The 15,435-nt window shown below is 53.1% G+C and carries 15 protein-coding genes; 8 read left to right on the forward strand and 7 right to left on the reverse strand.

The window, feature by feature from the left end; translation table 11 throughout:
• Positions 1-38 precede the first annotated feature (38 nt).
• The 8 genes from mazG (at position 39) to GM79_RS02980 (ending at position 7,506) form a co-directional block, all read left to right on the forward strand.
• Positions 39-896 carry a nucleoside triphosphate pyrophosphohydrolase gene (mazG, locus tag GM79_RS02945; RefSeq protein ID WP_051718433.1) on the forward strand — a complete coding sequence of 286 codons (858 nt, stop codon included), beginning with the start codon at positions 39-41 and terminating at the stop codon, positions 894-896.
• A gap of 268 nt (positions 897-1,164) precedes the next feature.
• The gene (locus GM79_RS02950) at positions 1,165-2,058 is read left to right on the forward strand and encodes a MotA/TolQ/ExbB proton channel family protein (RefSeq protein ID WP_235183895.1); all 894 of its coding nucleotides are present in this window, start codon (positions 1,165-1,167) and stop codon (positions 2,056-2,058) included.
• Positions 2,059-2,149: 91 nt separating this feature from the next.
• On the forward strand, positions 2,150-2,782 hold the full coding sequence (locus tag GM79_RS02955) for an ExbD/TolR family protein (RefSeq protein WP_035558957.1): 633 nt from the start codon (positions 2,150-2,152) through the stop codon (positions 2,780-2,782).
• A 54-nt stretch (positions 2,783-2,836) separates the two neighbouring features.
• On the forward strand, positions 2,837-3,373 hold the full coding sequence (locus GM79_RS02960; protein WP_035558962.1) for an ExbD/TolR family protein: 537 nt from the start codon (positions 2,837-2,839) through the stop codon (positions 3,371-3,373).
• Positions 3,370-4,197 (forward strand): energy transducer TonB, encoded by an 828-nt coding sequence (locus GM79_RS02965; RefSeq protein WP_235183896.1) that lies wholly within the window; start codon positions 3,370-3,372, stop codon positions 4,195-4,197. The genes GM79_RS02960 and GM79_RS02965 overlap by 4 nt, the downstream gene beginning before the upstream one ends.
• Before the next feature lie 375 nt (positions 4,198-4,572).
• Entirely contained in the window at positions 4,573-4,845 is a 273-nt protein-coding gene (locus tag GM79_RS02970) for a hypothetical protein (protein ID WP_152559800.1), read from the forward strand.
• Positions 4,838-5,827, forward strand: coding sequence for a PstS family phosphate ABC transporter substrate-binding protein (locus GM79_RS02975; protein ID WP_051718435.1), 990 nt, complete (start codon positions 4,838-4,840; stop codon positions 5,825-5,827). Before GM79_RS02970 ends, GM79_RS02975 begins: the two co-directional genes overlap by 8 nt.
• A gap of 56 nt (positions 5,828-5,883) precedes the next feature.
• Positions 5,884-7,506: a tetratricopeptide repeat protein gene (locus GM79_RS02980; RefSeq protein WP_051718438.1), complete on the forward strand. Its 1,623-nt coding sequence runs from the start codon at positions 5,884-5,886 to the stop codon at positions 7,504-7,506.
• 74 nt (positions 7,507-7,580) lie between these two features.
• Here GM79_RS02980 and GM79_RS02985 read toward each other — a convergent pair whose 3' ends face one another.
• From GM79_RS02985 to GM79_RS03015, 7 genes are all read right to left on the reverse strand, one after another.
• Complete coding sequence (locus GM79_RS02985) at positions 7,581-8,654, reverse strand: RluA family pseudouridine synthase (RefSeq protein WP_235183897.1); 1,074 nt, start codon at positions 8,652-8,654, stop codon at positions 7,581-7,583.
• A 56-nt stretch (positions 8,655-8,710) separates the two neighbouring features.
• Positions 8,711-9,343: an OmpH family outer membrane protein gene (locus GM79_RS02990; RefSeq protein ID WP_235183898.1), complete on the reverse strand. Its 633-nt coding sequence runs from the start codon at positions 9,341-9,343 to the stop codon at positions 8,711-8,713.
• Between the two features lie 49 nt (positions 9,344-9,392).
• Entirely contained in the window at positions 9,393-10,076 is a 684-nt protein-coding gene (locus GM79_RS02995) for an OmpH family outer membrane protein (RefSeq protein WP_051718439.1), read from the reverse strand.
• Between the two features lie 38 nt (positions 10,077-10,114).
• Positions 10,115-12,649, reverse strand: coding sequence for an outer membrane protein assembly factor BamA (gene bamA, locus GM79_RS03000; protein WP_072008514.1), 2,535 nt, complete (start codon positions 12,647-12,649; stop codon positions 10,115-10,117).
• Between the two features lie 9 nt (positions 12,650-12,658).
• Positions 12,659-13,405 carry an isoprenyl transferase gene (locus GM79_RS03005; RefSeq protein WP_035558974.1) on the reverse strand — a complete coding sequence of 249 codons (747 nt, stop codon included), beginning with the start codon at positions 13,403-13,405 and terminating at the stop codon, positions 12,659-12,661.
• A gap of 133 nt (positions 13,406-13,538) precedes the next feature.
• Entirely contained in the window at positions 13,539-14,294 is a 756-nt protein-coding gene (locus tag GM79_RS03010; protein WP_035558976.1) for a DUF6089 family protein, read from the reverse strand.
• 41 nt (positions 14,295-14,335) lie between these two features.
• A complete protein-coding gene (locus GM79_RS03015; RefSeq protein WP_035558979.1) occupies positions 14,336-15,304 on the reverse strand; it encodes a DUF6089 family protein in 969 nt (322 codons plus the stop codon).
• Positions 15,305-15,435: the final 131 nt, after the last annotated feature.

The following is a 15,435-nucleotide window of genomic DNA, read 5'->3' on the forward strand; positions in this document are numbered from 1 at the left end:
GGCGCCCGGTTGCCGACGCTGCATTTATCTTTGGAAGAATGGAAAACACTCTTTCTGCTCCCAGCGTCCTGCTTGGCAGCGACCGGCGGCCGGCGCAACTCGAAGCATTTGGCCGCTTGCTCGACGTACTGGACCGCCTCCGCACCGAATGCCCCTGGGATAAAAAGCAGACCCTGCAAAGCCTGCGTCACCTCACTATTGAGGAAACCTACGAAATCAGCGACGCTATTCTGCGCGACGATTTACCAGACCTGAAAAAGGAGTTGGGCGACGTAATGCTGCACCTGATTTTTTACGCCCGCATCGCCGCCGAAAAAGGTGCTTTCGACATCGCCGACGTGCTCAACGCCCAGTGCGAAAAGCTCATCTACCGCCACCCGCACATTTATGGCGATGTGCAGGCCGATGATGAAGAAACCGTGAAGCGCAACTGGGAACAACTCAAACTGAAGGAAAAGGGCAATACCAACGGCGTGCTGGGCGGCGTGCCTACCTCACTGCCGGCGTTGGTGAAAGCCATGCGCATTCAGGAGAAAGCTCGCGGCGCCGGTTTCGATTGGGAAGAGCCTGCGCAAGTGTGGGAAAAAGTACAAGAAGAATTAGGTGAATTTGGTGAGGAGTACAGCCACGGGCAACCCGAGCGAATGAACGCGGAAAAAGCCGCCGATGAGTTTGGTGATTTGCTGTTCTCTTTGGTCAACTTTGCCCGGTTCGCGGGCATCAATCCGGAGGAAGCATTGGAACGCACCAACCGCAAGTTTATCAGGCGGTTTCAGTTCCTTGAATCGGCCGCCGCAGCCAACGGCGAAAGCCTGACCGACCTCACGCTGGCCCAGATGGACGTGTATTGGGAACAAGCCAAACAGCAGGCTCCCCAACTCCCCGCCGCCGATTAATATTGTCGTGTTTACCGCATTTGCCCGAACCTTTTCTGCTGGCCTTGGCCAGATTTTCTTTGGACAGGCCGTGCTTTTTGGTTAGGTTTGCCCAGCTAATGCATTAGGGTGACCAGGCTGGCCTTCGATAAGTGCTATTCCAGTCCTTATAAAACAAGGGATAATCGATTGTATTTTTGTCGCGGGCCGACCTCCAATCAAATTTTAGCTTTTTCTTTACCCACTCAATTCAACTACTTCACACAATAAACCCAAACACTCCAGAACAATGGAACAGAAAAATGCCATGAATACGAGCCCACGGCCCGCCGCACCGGCCGCCAAAGCCGAAGCCCAAAGCAGCGGTGGTAACTCGCTGTTCTCCGTCGTGGTTATCATCCTAGCCTTTATTGTTAGCGTCATCGTTTACAAATATGTCTTTGGTAACGGCAGCCACTTTCAGGGTGGTGACAACAAGTTGAACCCGCTGCCCGGTGATTACCTCGGTATAGTTTATAAGGGCGGTTTCGTAGTACCCGTCCTGATGTCGATGCTGCTGATGGTAATTACTTTTTCCATTGAGCGCATGCTGACCATTGGCAAAGCCAAAGGCACCAAGAGCATTGAATCTTTCGTTCGCACCGTGCGCCAGAAGCTCAACGCCAATGACATCAACGGTGCCCTCGTGGCCTGCGACCAGCAGAAAGGCTCGGTAGCCAACGTGGTGAAAGCCGCACTACTGAAATACAATGAGATGTCGCGCGAAACCAACATGGCCACTGACCAGCGCGTACTCGCCATCCAGAAAGAAATCGAAGAGAGCACGGCACTGGAATTGCCAATGCTGGAGAAGAATCTGGTTATCATTTCAACCCTTGCTTCTATTGCCACGCTGACCGGTCTGCTCGGCACCGTGTTCGGCATGATTAACGCCTTCGCCGCACTGGCACAGGCAGGTAGCCCCGACGCGGTGGCCCTGGCAAACGGTATCTCGGAAGCCCTGATTAACACGGCTCTCGGTATCGGTACGTCGGCCCTGGCCATCGTAGCCTACAACTACTTCACCAGCAAAATTGACGAGCTGACGTACAGCATCGACGAGGCAGGCTTCAGCATCATTCAGACCTTCGCCAGCCAGCACGGTAGCAATGCCAACGCAGGTCAGCCGGTTCGGACGGTTTAATTTCCGTCTTTCACTGATGCACTAAAATGCGGGGCGATTCGTTTCGTTCACGAGAACAGAACGAATTGCCCCCTTTTAATCCCACCTCGCAATGCCTAAAGTAAAACCGCACCGTACCTCGCCGTCCCTCGATATGACGCCGATGGTGGACCTGGCCTTCTTGCTGGTGACGTTCTTCATGCTCACCACCAAGTTTGCCCCCGAAGAAACCGTGGTAGTGGATACGCCATCTTCTATCTCGGAGATTAAGCTGCCCGAGAGCAATGTTATCACGCTGACCATTGACGCCAAAAAACGGGTGTTTTTTGGCGTGGATGACACGAAGACCAAAATCCAGGCCCTGCAGCGGGTAGCCGCCAAATACGGCGTCAACTTCACTGCGGCACAAGCCAAGGAGTTTGGTAACCTGCCCAACATTGGTTTGCCCATCAACCAGCTCGGTTCTTATCTGGACGTGGACAAAGAGGAGCGTAAGCAATTGAACTCGCAGCAGCCTGGCATTCCCATCGACTCGCTCAACAACCAGCTTATCGATTGGGTACTTGAGGCCCGGCGGGCCAATCAGGCGCTGTTCAAAAAGCCTACTTACATCGCTATCAAAGGCGATGGCAATGCCGATGTACCAACTGTTCAGGCAGTAATCAAACTGCTGCAGGAACGCGATATCAACCGTTTCAACCTCATTACGGACTTGGAGAACAGGCCCGTCGCTGCTGCTCAATAACCACGAGCCGACCGCGCGAACTTATTTCCTAATCCATTCACTTCATTAAACCCCATGGGAGAAATTCAAGGAAAAGCCGATTCCGGTGGGAAAGGTGGGAAGAAGCGGGCCAAAAAAATGTCGACTCGAATCGACATGACACCAATGGTGGACTTGGCCTTTTTGCTGCTTACTTTCTTCATGCTTACCACCACCTTCGCTAAGCCGAATGTGATGCAGCTTACGATGCCGGTGAAGAAGACCGACGACGTAGAGGACACCAAAATCAAGAATTCGCAGGCCATGACCATCCTTCTTGGCAAGGATAACAAAGCCTACTACTACTACGGCATGAACACGCCGAGCGACCCCACCGTACCAAAGCCAGAACTGAAGGTCACTAACTTCTCGGCCAATGGTATTCGTGATGTCATCATGACGCGCCAGCGCCAGCAGCCGGAGCCTATCATTCTTATCAAGCCTACTGAAGAAGCCAAGTACAAAAACATGGTGGATATTCTGGACGAGATGAACATCACGAACCAGAAAAAGTACGCGCTGGTGAAGGTTCCAAAAGAAGATGTGGACCTTATTAAAGAATCAGGGTTATGATGGATAACACGCAAATTGCCAAGGCCAGCCTGAACGACATCGTTTTTGAAGGCCGCAACAAGGCATACGGAGCGTACGTGCTGCGCCGCTTGTACCAGCGGCACGTTACGCGGGCGCTGATTATTGCCACCGCCGTGTTCCTGCTGCTGATTTCTTTTCCGCTCATTTCGCAGTATCTGAAAGATAAGATGCCGAAGGAGCCACCGAAGAATCTGCAGGAGAACGTGCTGATGGAAGCGCCGCCCTTGGACGAGACCAAGCCACCGCCCCCCCCTCCTCCTCCCGAGGCGCCCCCACCCCCACCTCCCAAACTCACGACCATCAAATTCACGCCCCCGGTAGTGAAAAAAGATGAGGAAGTGAAAAAACAGGAGGTGCCAGACCAAGAAGAGCTTAAAGAAAAAACCGTAGCCACCGTTACCGTTCAAGGTAACACGGATGCAGTCGACCTGAGTGGGCTTTCTGGTGAGGGTGATAAGGTAGTGGAAGCAGTTGTAGAGAATAAAGTCTACACCTACGTGGAACAGATGCCTTCCCTGCCTGGCGGTGGTGGCAACGGTGCCATCGTAGCAGCCATTCAAAAAGCCATCAAATACCCTTCGCTGGCACTGCGGAACCAAGTTGAAGGTCGCGTATTCGTTAGCTTCACGGTGAATGCCCAAGGCGACGTTTCGGATGTGAAAGTGGTAAAAGGTCTGGGTTCAGGCTTGGACGAAGAGACCGTTCGGGCAGTAAAGACCCTGCCTAAATTTATCCCTGGTAAGCAAAATGGCCGCGCTGTAAGCGTATCCTTTACTGTTCCAATTACCTTTAAGATTCAATAGTGCCTGTTTTTTGGAGCAAGCCTAGATAAACTGAAAACCCCGGATTAAGCCTCATGGCCTGGTCTGGGGTTTTTGTTTGTTTAGAGTCTTCTTTTTCTCGTGGCCTCATTTATTTAAGTGGCCGTGTACTATGTGATGACGTTGATTCGTTTCTTCTTATTCATATCCGGCTGCAACAAACTGGCTGTACCGCACCACACCTGCTCTATTTTCTTCCGTGTCACCTCGTCGTAAATCAACATCGGACGCAAGTTATGAAAGACGATTTTTAGGCATTGATTTGTGTTTTCATTCAGTTGTGGTTCATCATAAGCCCGAACCATTAAGCACTTTTTTTTGGTTTTGTAATATCTTCAACTCTGCATTCTTTCCCTTATGCTCAACATTCCCACAACTGAGGAGCGGCTCGGTAAATCACCTCAGCGAGTAGTACGCTACTTTGTACTGGCTATGTCGCTCATTTATATGGGCCTGGGTGCGTGGCTATGGTGGTCGGCCGGCCAGCCCACGGGAGAGAGTGTGGTTCAGTTAGGAAAAATGGGCCGGCAGATACTTGGCTCGGTCTTCATCCTTTACGGTCTGATTCGCTTCGTCCGGGCTTACCTGCTGCATTTTCGCAAAAAAGATTCTTTGTCAGACCATGATTAAGCGCCCCTACTTAATAACCACGGCTTGTGTGCTGGCGGGAGTTATCGCTGTTATTTCCTGTAACGGACCCGGCACCCCAGGTGCTGGCGACACGCCCACGAGCGGCACGGTAGCAGTGAGTGTAGACGAAACCTTTGCCCCCATTCTGCAAGCCCAGATAGACACTTTTTCCAAGCTTTATCCCAACGCTCACATCCAAACCAGCTTTCAGCCGGAAGAGAAAGTGATGCTGGACCTCATCAATGACAAGGTGAAGCTGGCGGTGGTATCGCGCGAGCTAAATGCGGAAGAAAAAGCCGATTTTGCCAAACAGAGTATCGTACCCCGCCTAACCCACATTGGCATCGACGGCCTCGCCATCGTACTCAACCGTACCAATCCGGATACGTTGCTGACCGTAGCCCAGCTAGCGGCTATTTTCACGGGCAAAACCACCGCCTGGAACCAAGTGAGCGGTAAGAAGGGTCTCACCGATATTAATGTGGTATTTGATGCCAACCGTAGCAGCACCACCCGTTTCGTGCGTGACTCGGTAACCGGTGGCGCGCCCCTGACCAGCCGGGTATTTGCAGCTACTTCGAATCCGGCACTGCTCGATTACGTCGCCACGCATCCCAATGCCATCGGCATTGTGGGAGTGAATTGGATTTCAGACCAGGACGACCCGGCCGCAATGAAATTCCTGAATAAGGTACGAGTTGCCAGCATTACGGCCCGACCAAACCCCAAACCCAGCGACTTCATTCAGCCTTACCAAGTATACTTGGCCCCGAAAACCCTGGAACAACTGGCGCAATATCCGGATTTGCAGAATTATCCACTCCGCCGCAACATCTATATCATCAGCCGGGAGGCGCGTGCAGGGTTGGGCACGGGGTTTGCATCTTTTGTTGCCGGGAAGAGCGGGCAATTAATCTTTCAGAAATCTGGTTTGATGCCAGCCCAGATGCAAGCCCGCATTATCACCACGCCTAAACTGTAGACGCACTTAGTGCGTATCCCTTTTTCAATTTGCTTTTCATTCCTTTTTTTCTCCCTATGAGTTTCAAGCCCTGGAATCAGCCGCTGCTCGTTGCTATCGCAATGGTAGCCGGCACTACGGCGGCCACCGCCCAAAACATCCAATCCGCCCAACGAGCCATTGAACTCGGGCGTTACAACGAGGCCAGAGCGATACTGCGCCCTGGCTCTTCTCCTGAAGCTGCCTTTGAACTCGGGCGTCTGTATCAGATGCGCAGCATGCCTGACTCGGCTGCTTTTTACTTTAACCGGGCTTCCGGCACTACTCCTTTTGGCAAAATAGCTGCCGGACGGGCCCTGTTGGCCAAAGGAGAATTAGCTCCTGCTGAAGTGCAGTTTGATGCCGCAGCCAAGGCCACCAAAAACAAGGATGCCAGCGTGCTGACCATGATTGCTCAGGCTTATGGCGAGGCCGACCTGAAAGACATGGGCAAATCTCAGGCTTATTTGACGGTTGCGCAGGCAATTAACAAAAAAGATGAGCCGGCATTGATGGTAGCCCGCGGCGACATTTTCCTGCACTCAGATAAAGGCGGTGGAGAAGCCATGACCAGCTTTGACCGGGCTATTACGGCCAATCCTAGCTATACTCAGGCTTACTACAAAAAAGGGGTTTTGAATGTGCGCTCGCGTAACTTCAATGCGGCCCGCGAAAGCCTGAACAAGGCTATTGAACTTGACCCCAGCTATGCGCCGGCTTACCGGGAATTGGCTGACATGTACTACTATGCTGGTCAGTACGACCTTGCCTTGAGCACATTTCAGAAGTACACGGAACTGGCCGAAAAATCGGCGGCTACCGATGCACAACACGCTTCATTCCTGTACCTGACCAACAAGTATCCTGAGTCCTTGGTCGAGGTGAATAAGGTGCTGGTGAGTGACCCCTCCAACCTGACCATGAACCGTCTCAAGCCCTACTTGCTATACGAAACCGGTGATTTTGCAGCCGCTGCTACGGCCATGGATTCCTACCTTGCCATGGCCCCGGCCGACAAGGTTATTTCGGAAGACCTGGCGTACAAGTACAAAATCATGAGCAAGACTGGTAAGGGTGCAGAAGCCGTTGCCGGTATCAATGAGCTCATTAAGAAGGACCCCACTAAAGGCTGCGATTTTCAGAATGACTTGGCGGGCATCTATGCCAACCAGAAGAATTACAAGGGTGCCATCAGCGTGTATAAGTATAAGCTGAACAAATGCAACGGCGACCTGACCGACCAGTTCCGGTTGGCTACGGCTTTCAGCAGTGACAAGCAGTACGTGGAGGCCGACAGCGTGTACGGCATTATCAACGTCGCAAAGCCAACTTACGCTCCTGCCTACTTGTACCGGGCTGGGGTGAATGCCCAGCGTGACCCGGAGGGCAAGCAGGGATTGGCCAAACCGCATTACGAGAAATACATTGCGCTTTCGAAAGAAGCCGATGCTGAGCCTGCTAAGTTCCGCGAAGGCTTGGTGCAGGCTTATGGCTACTTGGGCGTGTATGCCTTCCAGCAAGGTGATAAGCCAGCAGCTAAGTCGTATTTCGAGCAGGTGCTGACCTTGGACCCAGCGAACAAGGGCGCCATGAACAACCTGGAAGTCATCAATGCCAAACCCAGAACGGCAGTTAAGAAACCAGCGCCAAAGAAGAAGTAATTCTGTGCTTCTTCTGACAAAAAATAGCCCCAGCGCAATGCGCTGGGGCTATTTTTTGTCTACACTAACCCTTTTCAGGCAGCAGCCCAAGCCCGCCATTTCTCCAGTACGCCGGCAAAATCGGCTGGCAGCTCTGCCTCGAAAGAAACCTGAGCATTTGAGCTAGGGTGGACAAAGCCCAACGACCGGGCATGCAACGCCTGCCGGGACATAAGCTGAAAGGCCCCTTCCACAAAATCCCGGTAGGCCCCGGTGTTCTGTCCCACCCGAATCCGGTCGCCGCCATAGGTAGCATCCGAAAAGAGCGGGTGACCTAAGTATTGCATGTGCGCCCGGATTTGGTGAGTGCGGCCGGTTTCGAGAACACAACGCACCAAGGTAACGGGGCCGAAGTGCTCCAGTACCTCATAGTGCGTCACGGCGGGCTTCCCCTGCTCCCCACCAGGATATACGGCCTGCACCTTACGGTCGCGCAGACTGCGGCCAATATGGCCCCGAATAGTACCCGTAGGACCGGGCGGCGTGCCCCACACGAGCGCCAGATAGCTGCGCTTGATGGTGTGATGAAAGAATTGCAATGACAAATGGGTCATGGCAAATTCCGTTTTGCCAATGACCAGCAGGCCCGAAGTATCCTTATCGATGCGATGAACCAAGCCGGGGCGGACTTCTCCATTGCGGCCGGTGGGCAGGTTGGCCAGGTGGTGAGCCAAGCCGTTCACCAGCGTGCCCTGCCAGTGGCCGTAAGCAGGGTGTACCACGAGCCCGGCGGGCTTATTCACGATAAGCAGGTCGGCGTCTTCATAGCGAATATCCAGAGCCATTTCTTCGGGCACCACTCGGTCTTCGCGCGGGGGCTCAGGCAGCGTGATGGTAATAGTATCCTGGGGTTTTACCCGGTAATTGGGCTTCACCGTTACGCCGTTCACTTCCACTGCCGCGGCCCGGATGGCCTCTTGCACCTTATTGCGCGAGGTGTTGCGCAAACGGCTCAGCAAAAATTTATCGATGCGCAACAGTTCTTGTCCGCGGTCTACCACGATGCGGTGGTGTTCATAGAGCTCATCGCCCTCCCCGGCATCCAACTCATCTCGCTCAAACTCTTCGGCATCTATCTCCTGGCTCATCTTTATAGCTCGTATGTACATGAAAAAAGCCGGAGCAATTGCTCCGGCTTTTCGGCTTCTGCGCGGCGGGATGCCGCTTATTTTTTGGTTTTGGTTTTGGTCTTGCTGTTCACCGGAGCGGCCGGAGCAGCAGCGGCTGGAGTGGTCGGACCTGATTTGATGGGTGCGGCAGCGCCGGGAGTAATGCCCATCTTCTTCAGCACCAAGTCAGAGATATCACCCTCTTTAGGCGCGTGCAACAGCAGTGGGCTACCACCACCATCGGAATTGAAAACGTACGTAAAGCCGTTCTCATCAGCTACGAGGTCGATATTTTTTTGCAGCTTATCCAGCGCTGGCTTGAGCAGGGTTTGCTGCTTCTGCTGCAACGACTGCTCGGCGCTACGCTGGAAATCCTGAATGGACTGCTGCATGTTCTGCATCTCCTTCTGCTTGTCGGCCTTCACGATATCGGTCATGGTAGCTTCACCTTGCTGGTAGGCTTTGTACTTGGCTTCCAGCTCGCCGGATTTACTCCGTAACTGGCTTTCCAGCTGGCCATTATACGCTTTCAGGTCAGATTCAATTTGCTTGCTTTCGGGCATCTGGGCCAACACGTACTGTACGTCGGTGTAGCCAATTTTCAGGGGGGCCTGGGCCTGCGCGGAAGTGGCGGCCAGAGTTCCGGCGGTCAGCAGAGCGGCGGCGAGCGTCAGACGAAAGATTTTCACGAGATTCATCAAAGAAAAAAAGGTCAAAAAAATACTAAGACAAAGGTAATTACTTCGGGCTCTTCTTGGTTGCGGTCTTTTTAGTAGCCCGCACGGGCTTGGCAGCTGGACTTTGCGTGGGTGTGCCCGAGTCCGTTTCAAAGTTGGCATCAACCGGGGTTTTGGGTGGCGCAACAGTTTTTACCGTGCCCCGGGGGCCGGGCTGGTTGCGGTCTTCAGCGCCCAAGCCCAGTTCCTCTAACACAAATTCGGTGTAATCGTGCGCCGGATTGGTGTACAGCATAGTCAAATCGCCCGATTTGTCGAACAGCACAGCTAGCTGCTTCTTCTTGGCAACTTTTTCCACAGCTTCAAACACCTTGTCCTGCACGGGTTTGTTGAGTTCCTGCCGCTTCTTAAATATCTGTCCTTCGTAGCCGAACTGCTTGTTCTGATACGTTTTAATGTCTTGCTCCTGCTTCAGGATTTCATCCTGCCGCTTTTTCTTCATCGGCTCGGTCAGCACCACTTCTTCGGCGGCATAGTTACGATAGAGCTTGTCGAGGTCTTTTTTCTGAACCTCGATTTCCTTCTGCCAAGTATCAGAATAGGTATTCAACTCAAGTTGTGCCTTAGCATACTCGGGCATTTTGGCCATGATAAACTCGGTATCAACCCAGCCAAATTTCTGCGCCTGGGCCCCAGATGCTACCGTTAGCAATAACAAGGCCAGCAGGCCGCGAATTTTCTTCATACCGGAGGAAACGTGAAATAACGTCCGCTAGTGCCCGGCTAGCGAATTTGCTGGCCGATGATAAAGTGGAAGTGATTGGGGTCCTGCTTGGTGTTTGGCGCCGTGCCCACGGGTGGTATCACCGAGTCGAACCCGTGTCCGTAATCAAACCCTAGCAAACCGAATGCCGACATGAAAATCCGGGCGCCTACCCCAGCCGAGCGGTATAGCTTGTAGGGGTTGTAGTTGCGGTAGCTGTCGTACGAATTACCGGCTTCGGCAAATGCCAGCACGTAAACGGTAGCCGCCGGGTTGAGGCTGACTGGGTAGCGCATCTCCAACACGTATTTGTTGAAGGCAACGCCGCCCGCTTGCGCTACCCCATTAACCGTTTGCGCCGTAGGAATGGCAAAAGTGCTGTTGGGGTCGTCGTAGCCCCGTAGGCCCACAAATTCTGTTCCAGCCAGAAAGTTACCGGCTCCATTGAAGCCCAGACCCGCACCGCCCATCTTGAACCGCTCGAACGCCCCAAGTGCCACATTAGAGCTGTAGTTACCTAGGTAGCCAAAGTGGGCGCGTGTATTCAGCACCAGCTTGCCTACCACGGGGGTAAACCACGAAGCATCAAACATCCATTTATGGAATTCAATGTACTTGTTGGGGTCAATGTGGTCCGGATTCAGCAACGAGTAGGGAGGCGTCAGGTTCACACTGAGGCTCAGCGACGAACCCCGACGGGTGTAGGTTGGGTTATCGATGCTGTTACGAGCAAGAGTGGTATTAAAAGAAATATTGTTAAAAGTGCCCGTCGCAGCACCGGGAATCAGTGCGTAGTTCTGGGTCTGATACTGGCTGTATGACAGCGAGTTGCTGAGCGTAAAATAGTCATCTGGGACGCGCAGCTGCCGGCCCAGACCAATTGTAGCGCTGCTTACCTTGATAAAGCTGCTGGTCGAGGCATCCAAGGCCTGGCCCGCCCGTTGAATACTGTGGTTGAGGCTAAAGGAGAACGAGTTCGGCCGCCGCCCGCCCAGCCAGGGCTCCGTGAACGACAGCGAATATGCCTGGTACTGCACGCCATTGGCCTGCACGTTCAAGGCCAGACGCTGGCCATCGCCCGAAGGCACCGGCGTCCAGTTGCGCAGCGTGCCCGCTTTGCGCAGCGAGAAGTTGTTGAAAACAAGTCCTACCGTGCCAATGAAGCCCGCAAAACCACCCCAGCCGCCCGAAAGCGTCACCTGGTCGGAAGGTTTTTCCTCCACCGTGTAGTTGATATCAACCGTGCCGTCAACGGGGTTAGGAATTGGGTTGATACCGATTTTTTCCGGGTCGAAATAGCCCAGCGTGGCAATTTCCCGCTGCGAGCGAATCAGCAGCTCGCGGTTGAATTTGTCGCCTGGCAGCGTGCGCAGGGTGCGCCGCAACACATGGTCGCTGGTTTTGGTATTGCCCGAAATATTAATGTCTTTGATATGCGCCTGGACGCCTTCGCTCATGCGCATTTCGATGTCGATGGAGTCACCCTCAATCTTGGTTTCCACGGCCTCAATGGTGAAAAACAGGTAACCGTCGTTCAGGTATAACGAGGATATATCCTGGCCGGCCGGATTGTAATTCAGGCGTTTATCCAACGTTTCCTTGCTGTAGGGACTGCCAGGTTTAATACCCAACACGTTGGCCAACGTCTTATCGTCATAGAGGTAGTTTCCGTTCCAGGTGATGTCGCGGAAATAATACTTGGGGCCTTCGTCTACTTTAATGCGTAGCGCAAGTCCTTCGCTGTCCCGCGTTAACGTATCCGATACGATGGTAGCGTCGCGATAGCCTTCGGCATTGTAGAAATCCAGCAGCGCCTTCTTGTCATCTTCGTACTCACTACGCTGGAACTTGCCAGCAGTCAGCAGTTTATACGGCTTTCGCTCTTTGGTTTTTTTGAATTTACCCTTCAGCTTGCGGTCCGAAAATGCTTGGTTGCCTTCGAATGCGATGTCATGAATCCGAACTTTCGAGCCTTTATCCACATCAATACGCAAAGCCACGCTATTAGACAGCGACGAGTCCGCGACTTGCATCACGTTCACTTTGGCATCGAGGTAGCCTTTATTAACGAAGAACTTACGCACCTGCGTTCTTGTATTATTCAACAGCGCATCGGTTACCACCTTGCCCCGAATCAGGGTTATTTTCTTGGTAAGGTCCTCAGTTTGGGCCTTCTTAATTCCCGTAAAAGTGAATTTTGATAAGCGGGGACGCTCTTTCAGGTTGTAATCGAGGAAAATCTTGTTGCCTTCAATGCGGCCGATGCTTACGCTCACATCCCCCAAAATGCCCTGGGCCCACAGTTTGCGGATGGACTTTCCAATCTCCTCGCCCGGAATGCTGATGGCATCTCCTATCCGCAGACCCGTCAGACCAATCAGCGTATTGGGGTCCAGATAGCGGGCTCCACTCACCGTGATGCCTCCCAATTCGTACCGCTTGGGTTCGTCAGCTCCGCCCCCGGCCTGCTGAGCCAGCACCGGCTGAACCAGTAAGCCGCCGAGCAGTACCAACACCAGCACACATCTCACAAAAAAATCACGCACAATAATCATTGCAAAAATTTAAGATACAGTGAGTTGCTCACTGGTTTTGCCAAATCGCCGTTCCCGGGTTTGGTAGGCCCGAATGGCCTCCTGAAAGTGCTGCTTTCGGAAATCCGGCCACAACAAATCGGTGATGTATAGTTCCGTATAAGCCAACTGCCAAAGCAAAAAGTTGCTAATGCGTTGCTCCCCACTGGTGCGAATGAGCAATTCCGGGTCCGGCATGCCAGCCGTCACCAAATAGCCTGCGACGGTTGCTTCGGTCACATTCGCCGGTTGGAGCTGGCCGCTGGCTACGTCGGCCGCCATTCGTTTAGCGGCTTGGGTCAGGTCCCAGCGTCCGCTATAGCTCAAGGCCAGCACTAAGGTCATGCGGTTGCCCGCTTTGGTTAGCTCCATAGACTCTGCCAGTTCCCGCCGGCAATTAGCTGGCAGGGTGCTGATATCGCCAATCGCCTCCAGCCGAATGCTGTTCTTGAGTAATGTGGCCGTTTCCTGCCGAATGGTATGCACCAGCAATTGCATCAGCGCCATTACCTCAAGGGCCGGACGATTCCAGTTCTCAGTGGAAAAAGCATACAGCGTCAGGTACTGCACGCCGAGCTCGGCGGCCTCCTCTACCGTCTCACGCACGGCCGTGATGGCACTTTGGTGCCCGAACACACGCAAGCCGCCGCGCTGCTTAGCCCAGCGCCCATTACCATCCATGATAACAGCCACGTGGCGGGGAATATTTTGAGTATCCATTTCGGCCTTGCCGGTCATCTTTGCGGTTTCGCTAAAAGAGGACGCAAGTTACGGAAATGGTTGCATTTAGCGGCCGCTTACTTCTCTTGGCAGTCCCAAGGCCGGGAATCGGACCTCACGTATCCAAATCACTTCACCAAAGTGCTAACGGCTACTTCAACAGCTCTTTATTGTCTTTGTAGTGGTCCGGACACAGAATCTTATAGAAGGTATAGGAGAGGCTTACCCCACTATAATAATACCAGTCCTGGGTATTGGGATTAACCAAAAGCGGGTCCTGGGTAGCCAAATGGTCGAGCTCGTCGGTAAAAGCTTTGCGTACCCCAGCTTCCAACCCCAGGTTGAGGTGCTTCGACAACGCATACTTAAAACCAACGCCCGCCGGAATAGCAAACCCCAGCATCCCCCCGCTCCTGTCGAAACGCGGTGCCAGGTCCACGTTATTGGTAGTTGTGGTAGTGTTGGCGTAGAATGCCGCGACCCCCACAAAAAGGTAAGGCGTGAAATGGACCTTGGCCTTGCGGAAGTGGTAATCCAGAAAGTTGTACTCCATCACAGCGGAAGCTTCCAGCAGGCCGCCTTTGGTATTGGTTTGGCGGTAGCGTTGCAAGGGCGGCACCTGGCCATCTACTCCCACCACGTTGTCGTCGGCAGCGCGCAAAAAGCCCGCCGTGAGGCCCCCACGTAATGTAATAGGTACTGAGATGTCCCTGCGGTAGAAGGCCGTGACCGCGGGCCGGTTGTTGTTGAACTGGTACTTGGGAGCGATTTCCCCCCGATAGTTAGTCGCGCCGATGCCAAGTCCAATTTCGCTGGTGGTTTGTGCGCTGGCGGTGGGGCAAAAAAACGCACTCCCCGCTTGCGTAAGGCAAACGAGGAGTGCGCTGTAAAAACCAAAATTTATCATCCAAACTGACTGTAAGGTAAGTAATCAGCCAGCAAGTTAGGCTAGCGGAATTTAGGGTTCTTGATGCGGGGCGTCAAGATGTAGTTCAATGTGACCCCGGTAACGATGTACCAGTCGGTTCTATTGCGCTTGTCGCCACGAATTTCGCCGGGTGTATCAAAACCACGGAATTCTATGGTACGGTCACGAGTCAGGCCGCCACCATCAGAGAAAATACCGCCCGCAGGCGTCAATCCAGAAGATGCTTGTGGGTTACCACCGCCAAAATACGCTTGTGCTGCCGTTGTGAAACTACCTTTAGGAGCGTACTTGCCTCCTACATCATCCAAATAGTCGGTGAAGGTCTTGCGCCAGCCAATCTCCAGGCTTGCGTCAAAGTTGCGATTGATACGGTACCGGATGCCACCACCGAATGGAATCGCAAACTGGGTTTTGCTATAAGCCTTTTCCTGGCCTTCGGTTCTCAAGTCAGCAAGTGAAACGTAAGTACCAGGCCGCAGGCCAGCGGGCGCAGTATCGCCAACTTTACCTTTGGGGTTACTATAGAAGCCGGCTACCCCAGCGAAGACATACGGCACAAAGTCCGGGCGCTTCAGGTAATTATTGCGGTTTTCAATCAGGTCAAAAATTGCAACTGCCGACGCCTCTGCCATATCATTCCGGAAGCTCATGTTCCGGTTGTAGCGGAAGCGGGCATCGGGGTCGTTCTTATCTGCAGCCAATGCATCGTCGCCCGAAATACGGCCGTACGAAAGAGCAAACCGGCCGGAAAGACGTGGATAGAAGCGACGGGTAATGGATACCCCCGCACCAACGCGCGTTGCACCGAAGCGGAAGCTGGCAAAGTTAGTAACCGGAGTTACGTCCCCGAAATAATTCAAAGCATTCAGGCTAAAGCCCACTGAGTTGTATTGTTTCCGCTTACTAAATTGCTGGGCTTCTGCGTCTGGGGTAGCCACAAGGGCTAGTCCGAGCGCGAAGGCCGTAGAATAGGTGAAAATATTTTTCATAAGGCAGCAAAAATGATGAGGCGATGTTCAGGCGTATAGGGGCAGCACAGAAAGTGCGCAGTTTCAGACAGTGACAAAAGTAGTGGTTATTGGGAACTTAAAAAACTTTCGGGTATATTTTCAACAAGAAA

The sequence above is a fragment of the Hymenobacter sp. IS2118 genome (assembly GCF_000715495.1).
GTDB lineage: Bacteria > Bacteroidota > Bacteroidia > Cytophagales > Hymenobacteraceae > Hymenobacter.

Coding starts and splice junctions, on each gene's coding strand:
- GM79_RS03005 (WP_035558974.1), bottom strand. CDS start 13,405: ATGACCGGCAAGGCCGAAATGGATACTCAAAATATTCCCCGCCACGTG.
- GM79_RS02985 (WP_235183897.1), bottom strand. CDS start 8,654: ATGTACATACGAGCTATAAAGATGAGCCAGGAGATAGATGCCGAAGAG.
- GM79_RS03015 (WP_035558979.1), bottom strand. CDS start 15,304: ATGAAAAATATTTTCACCTATTCTACGGCCTTCGCGCTCGGACTAGCC.
- GM79_RS02980 (WP_051718438.1), top strand. CDS start 5,884: ATGAGTTTCAAGCCCTGGAATCAGCCGCTGCTCGTTGCTATCGCAATG.
- GM79_RS02950 (WP_235183895.1), top strand. CDS start 1,165: ATGGAACAGAAAAATGCCATGAATACGAGCCCACGGCCCGCCGCACCG.
- bamA (WP_072008514.1), bottom strand. CDS start 12,649: ATGATTATTGTGCGTGATTTTTTTGTGAGATGTGTGCTGGTGTTGGTA.
- GM79_RS02975 (WP_051718435.1), top strand. CDS start 4,838: ATGATTAAGCGCCCCTACTTAATAACCACGGCTTGTGTGCTGGCGGGA.
- GM79_RS02955 (WP_035558957.1), top strand. CDS start 2,150: ATGCCTAAAGTAAAACCGCACCGTACCTCGCCGTCCCTCGATATGACG.
- GM79_RS02965 (WP_235183896.1), top strand. CDS start 3,370: ATGATGGATAACACGCAAATTGCCAAGGCCAGCCTGAACGACATCGTT.
- GM79_RS03010 (WP_035558976.1), bottom strand. CDS start 14,294: ATGATAAATTTTGGTTTTTACAGCGCACTCCTCGTTTGCCTTACGCAA.
- GM79_RS02960 (WP_035558962.1), top strand. CDS start 2,837: ATGGGAGAAATTCAAGGAAAAGCCGATTCCGGTGGGAAAGGTGGGAAG.
- mazG (WP_051718433.1), top strand. CDS start 39: ATGGAAAACACTCTTTCTGCTCCCAGCGTCCTGCTTGGCAGCGACCGG.
- GM79_RS02995 (WP_051718439.1), bottom strand. CDS start 10,076: ATGAAGAAAATTCGCGGCCTGCTGGCCTTGTTATTGCTAACGGTAGCA.
- GM79_RS02970 (WP_152559800.1), top strand. CDS start 4,573: ATGCTCAACATTCCCACAACTGAGGAGCGGCTCGGTAAATCACCTCAG.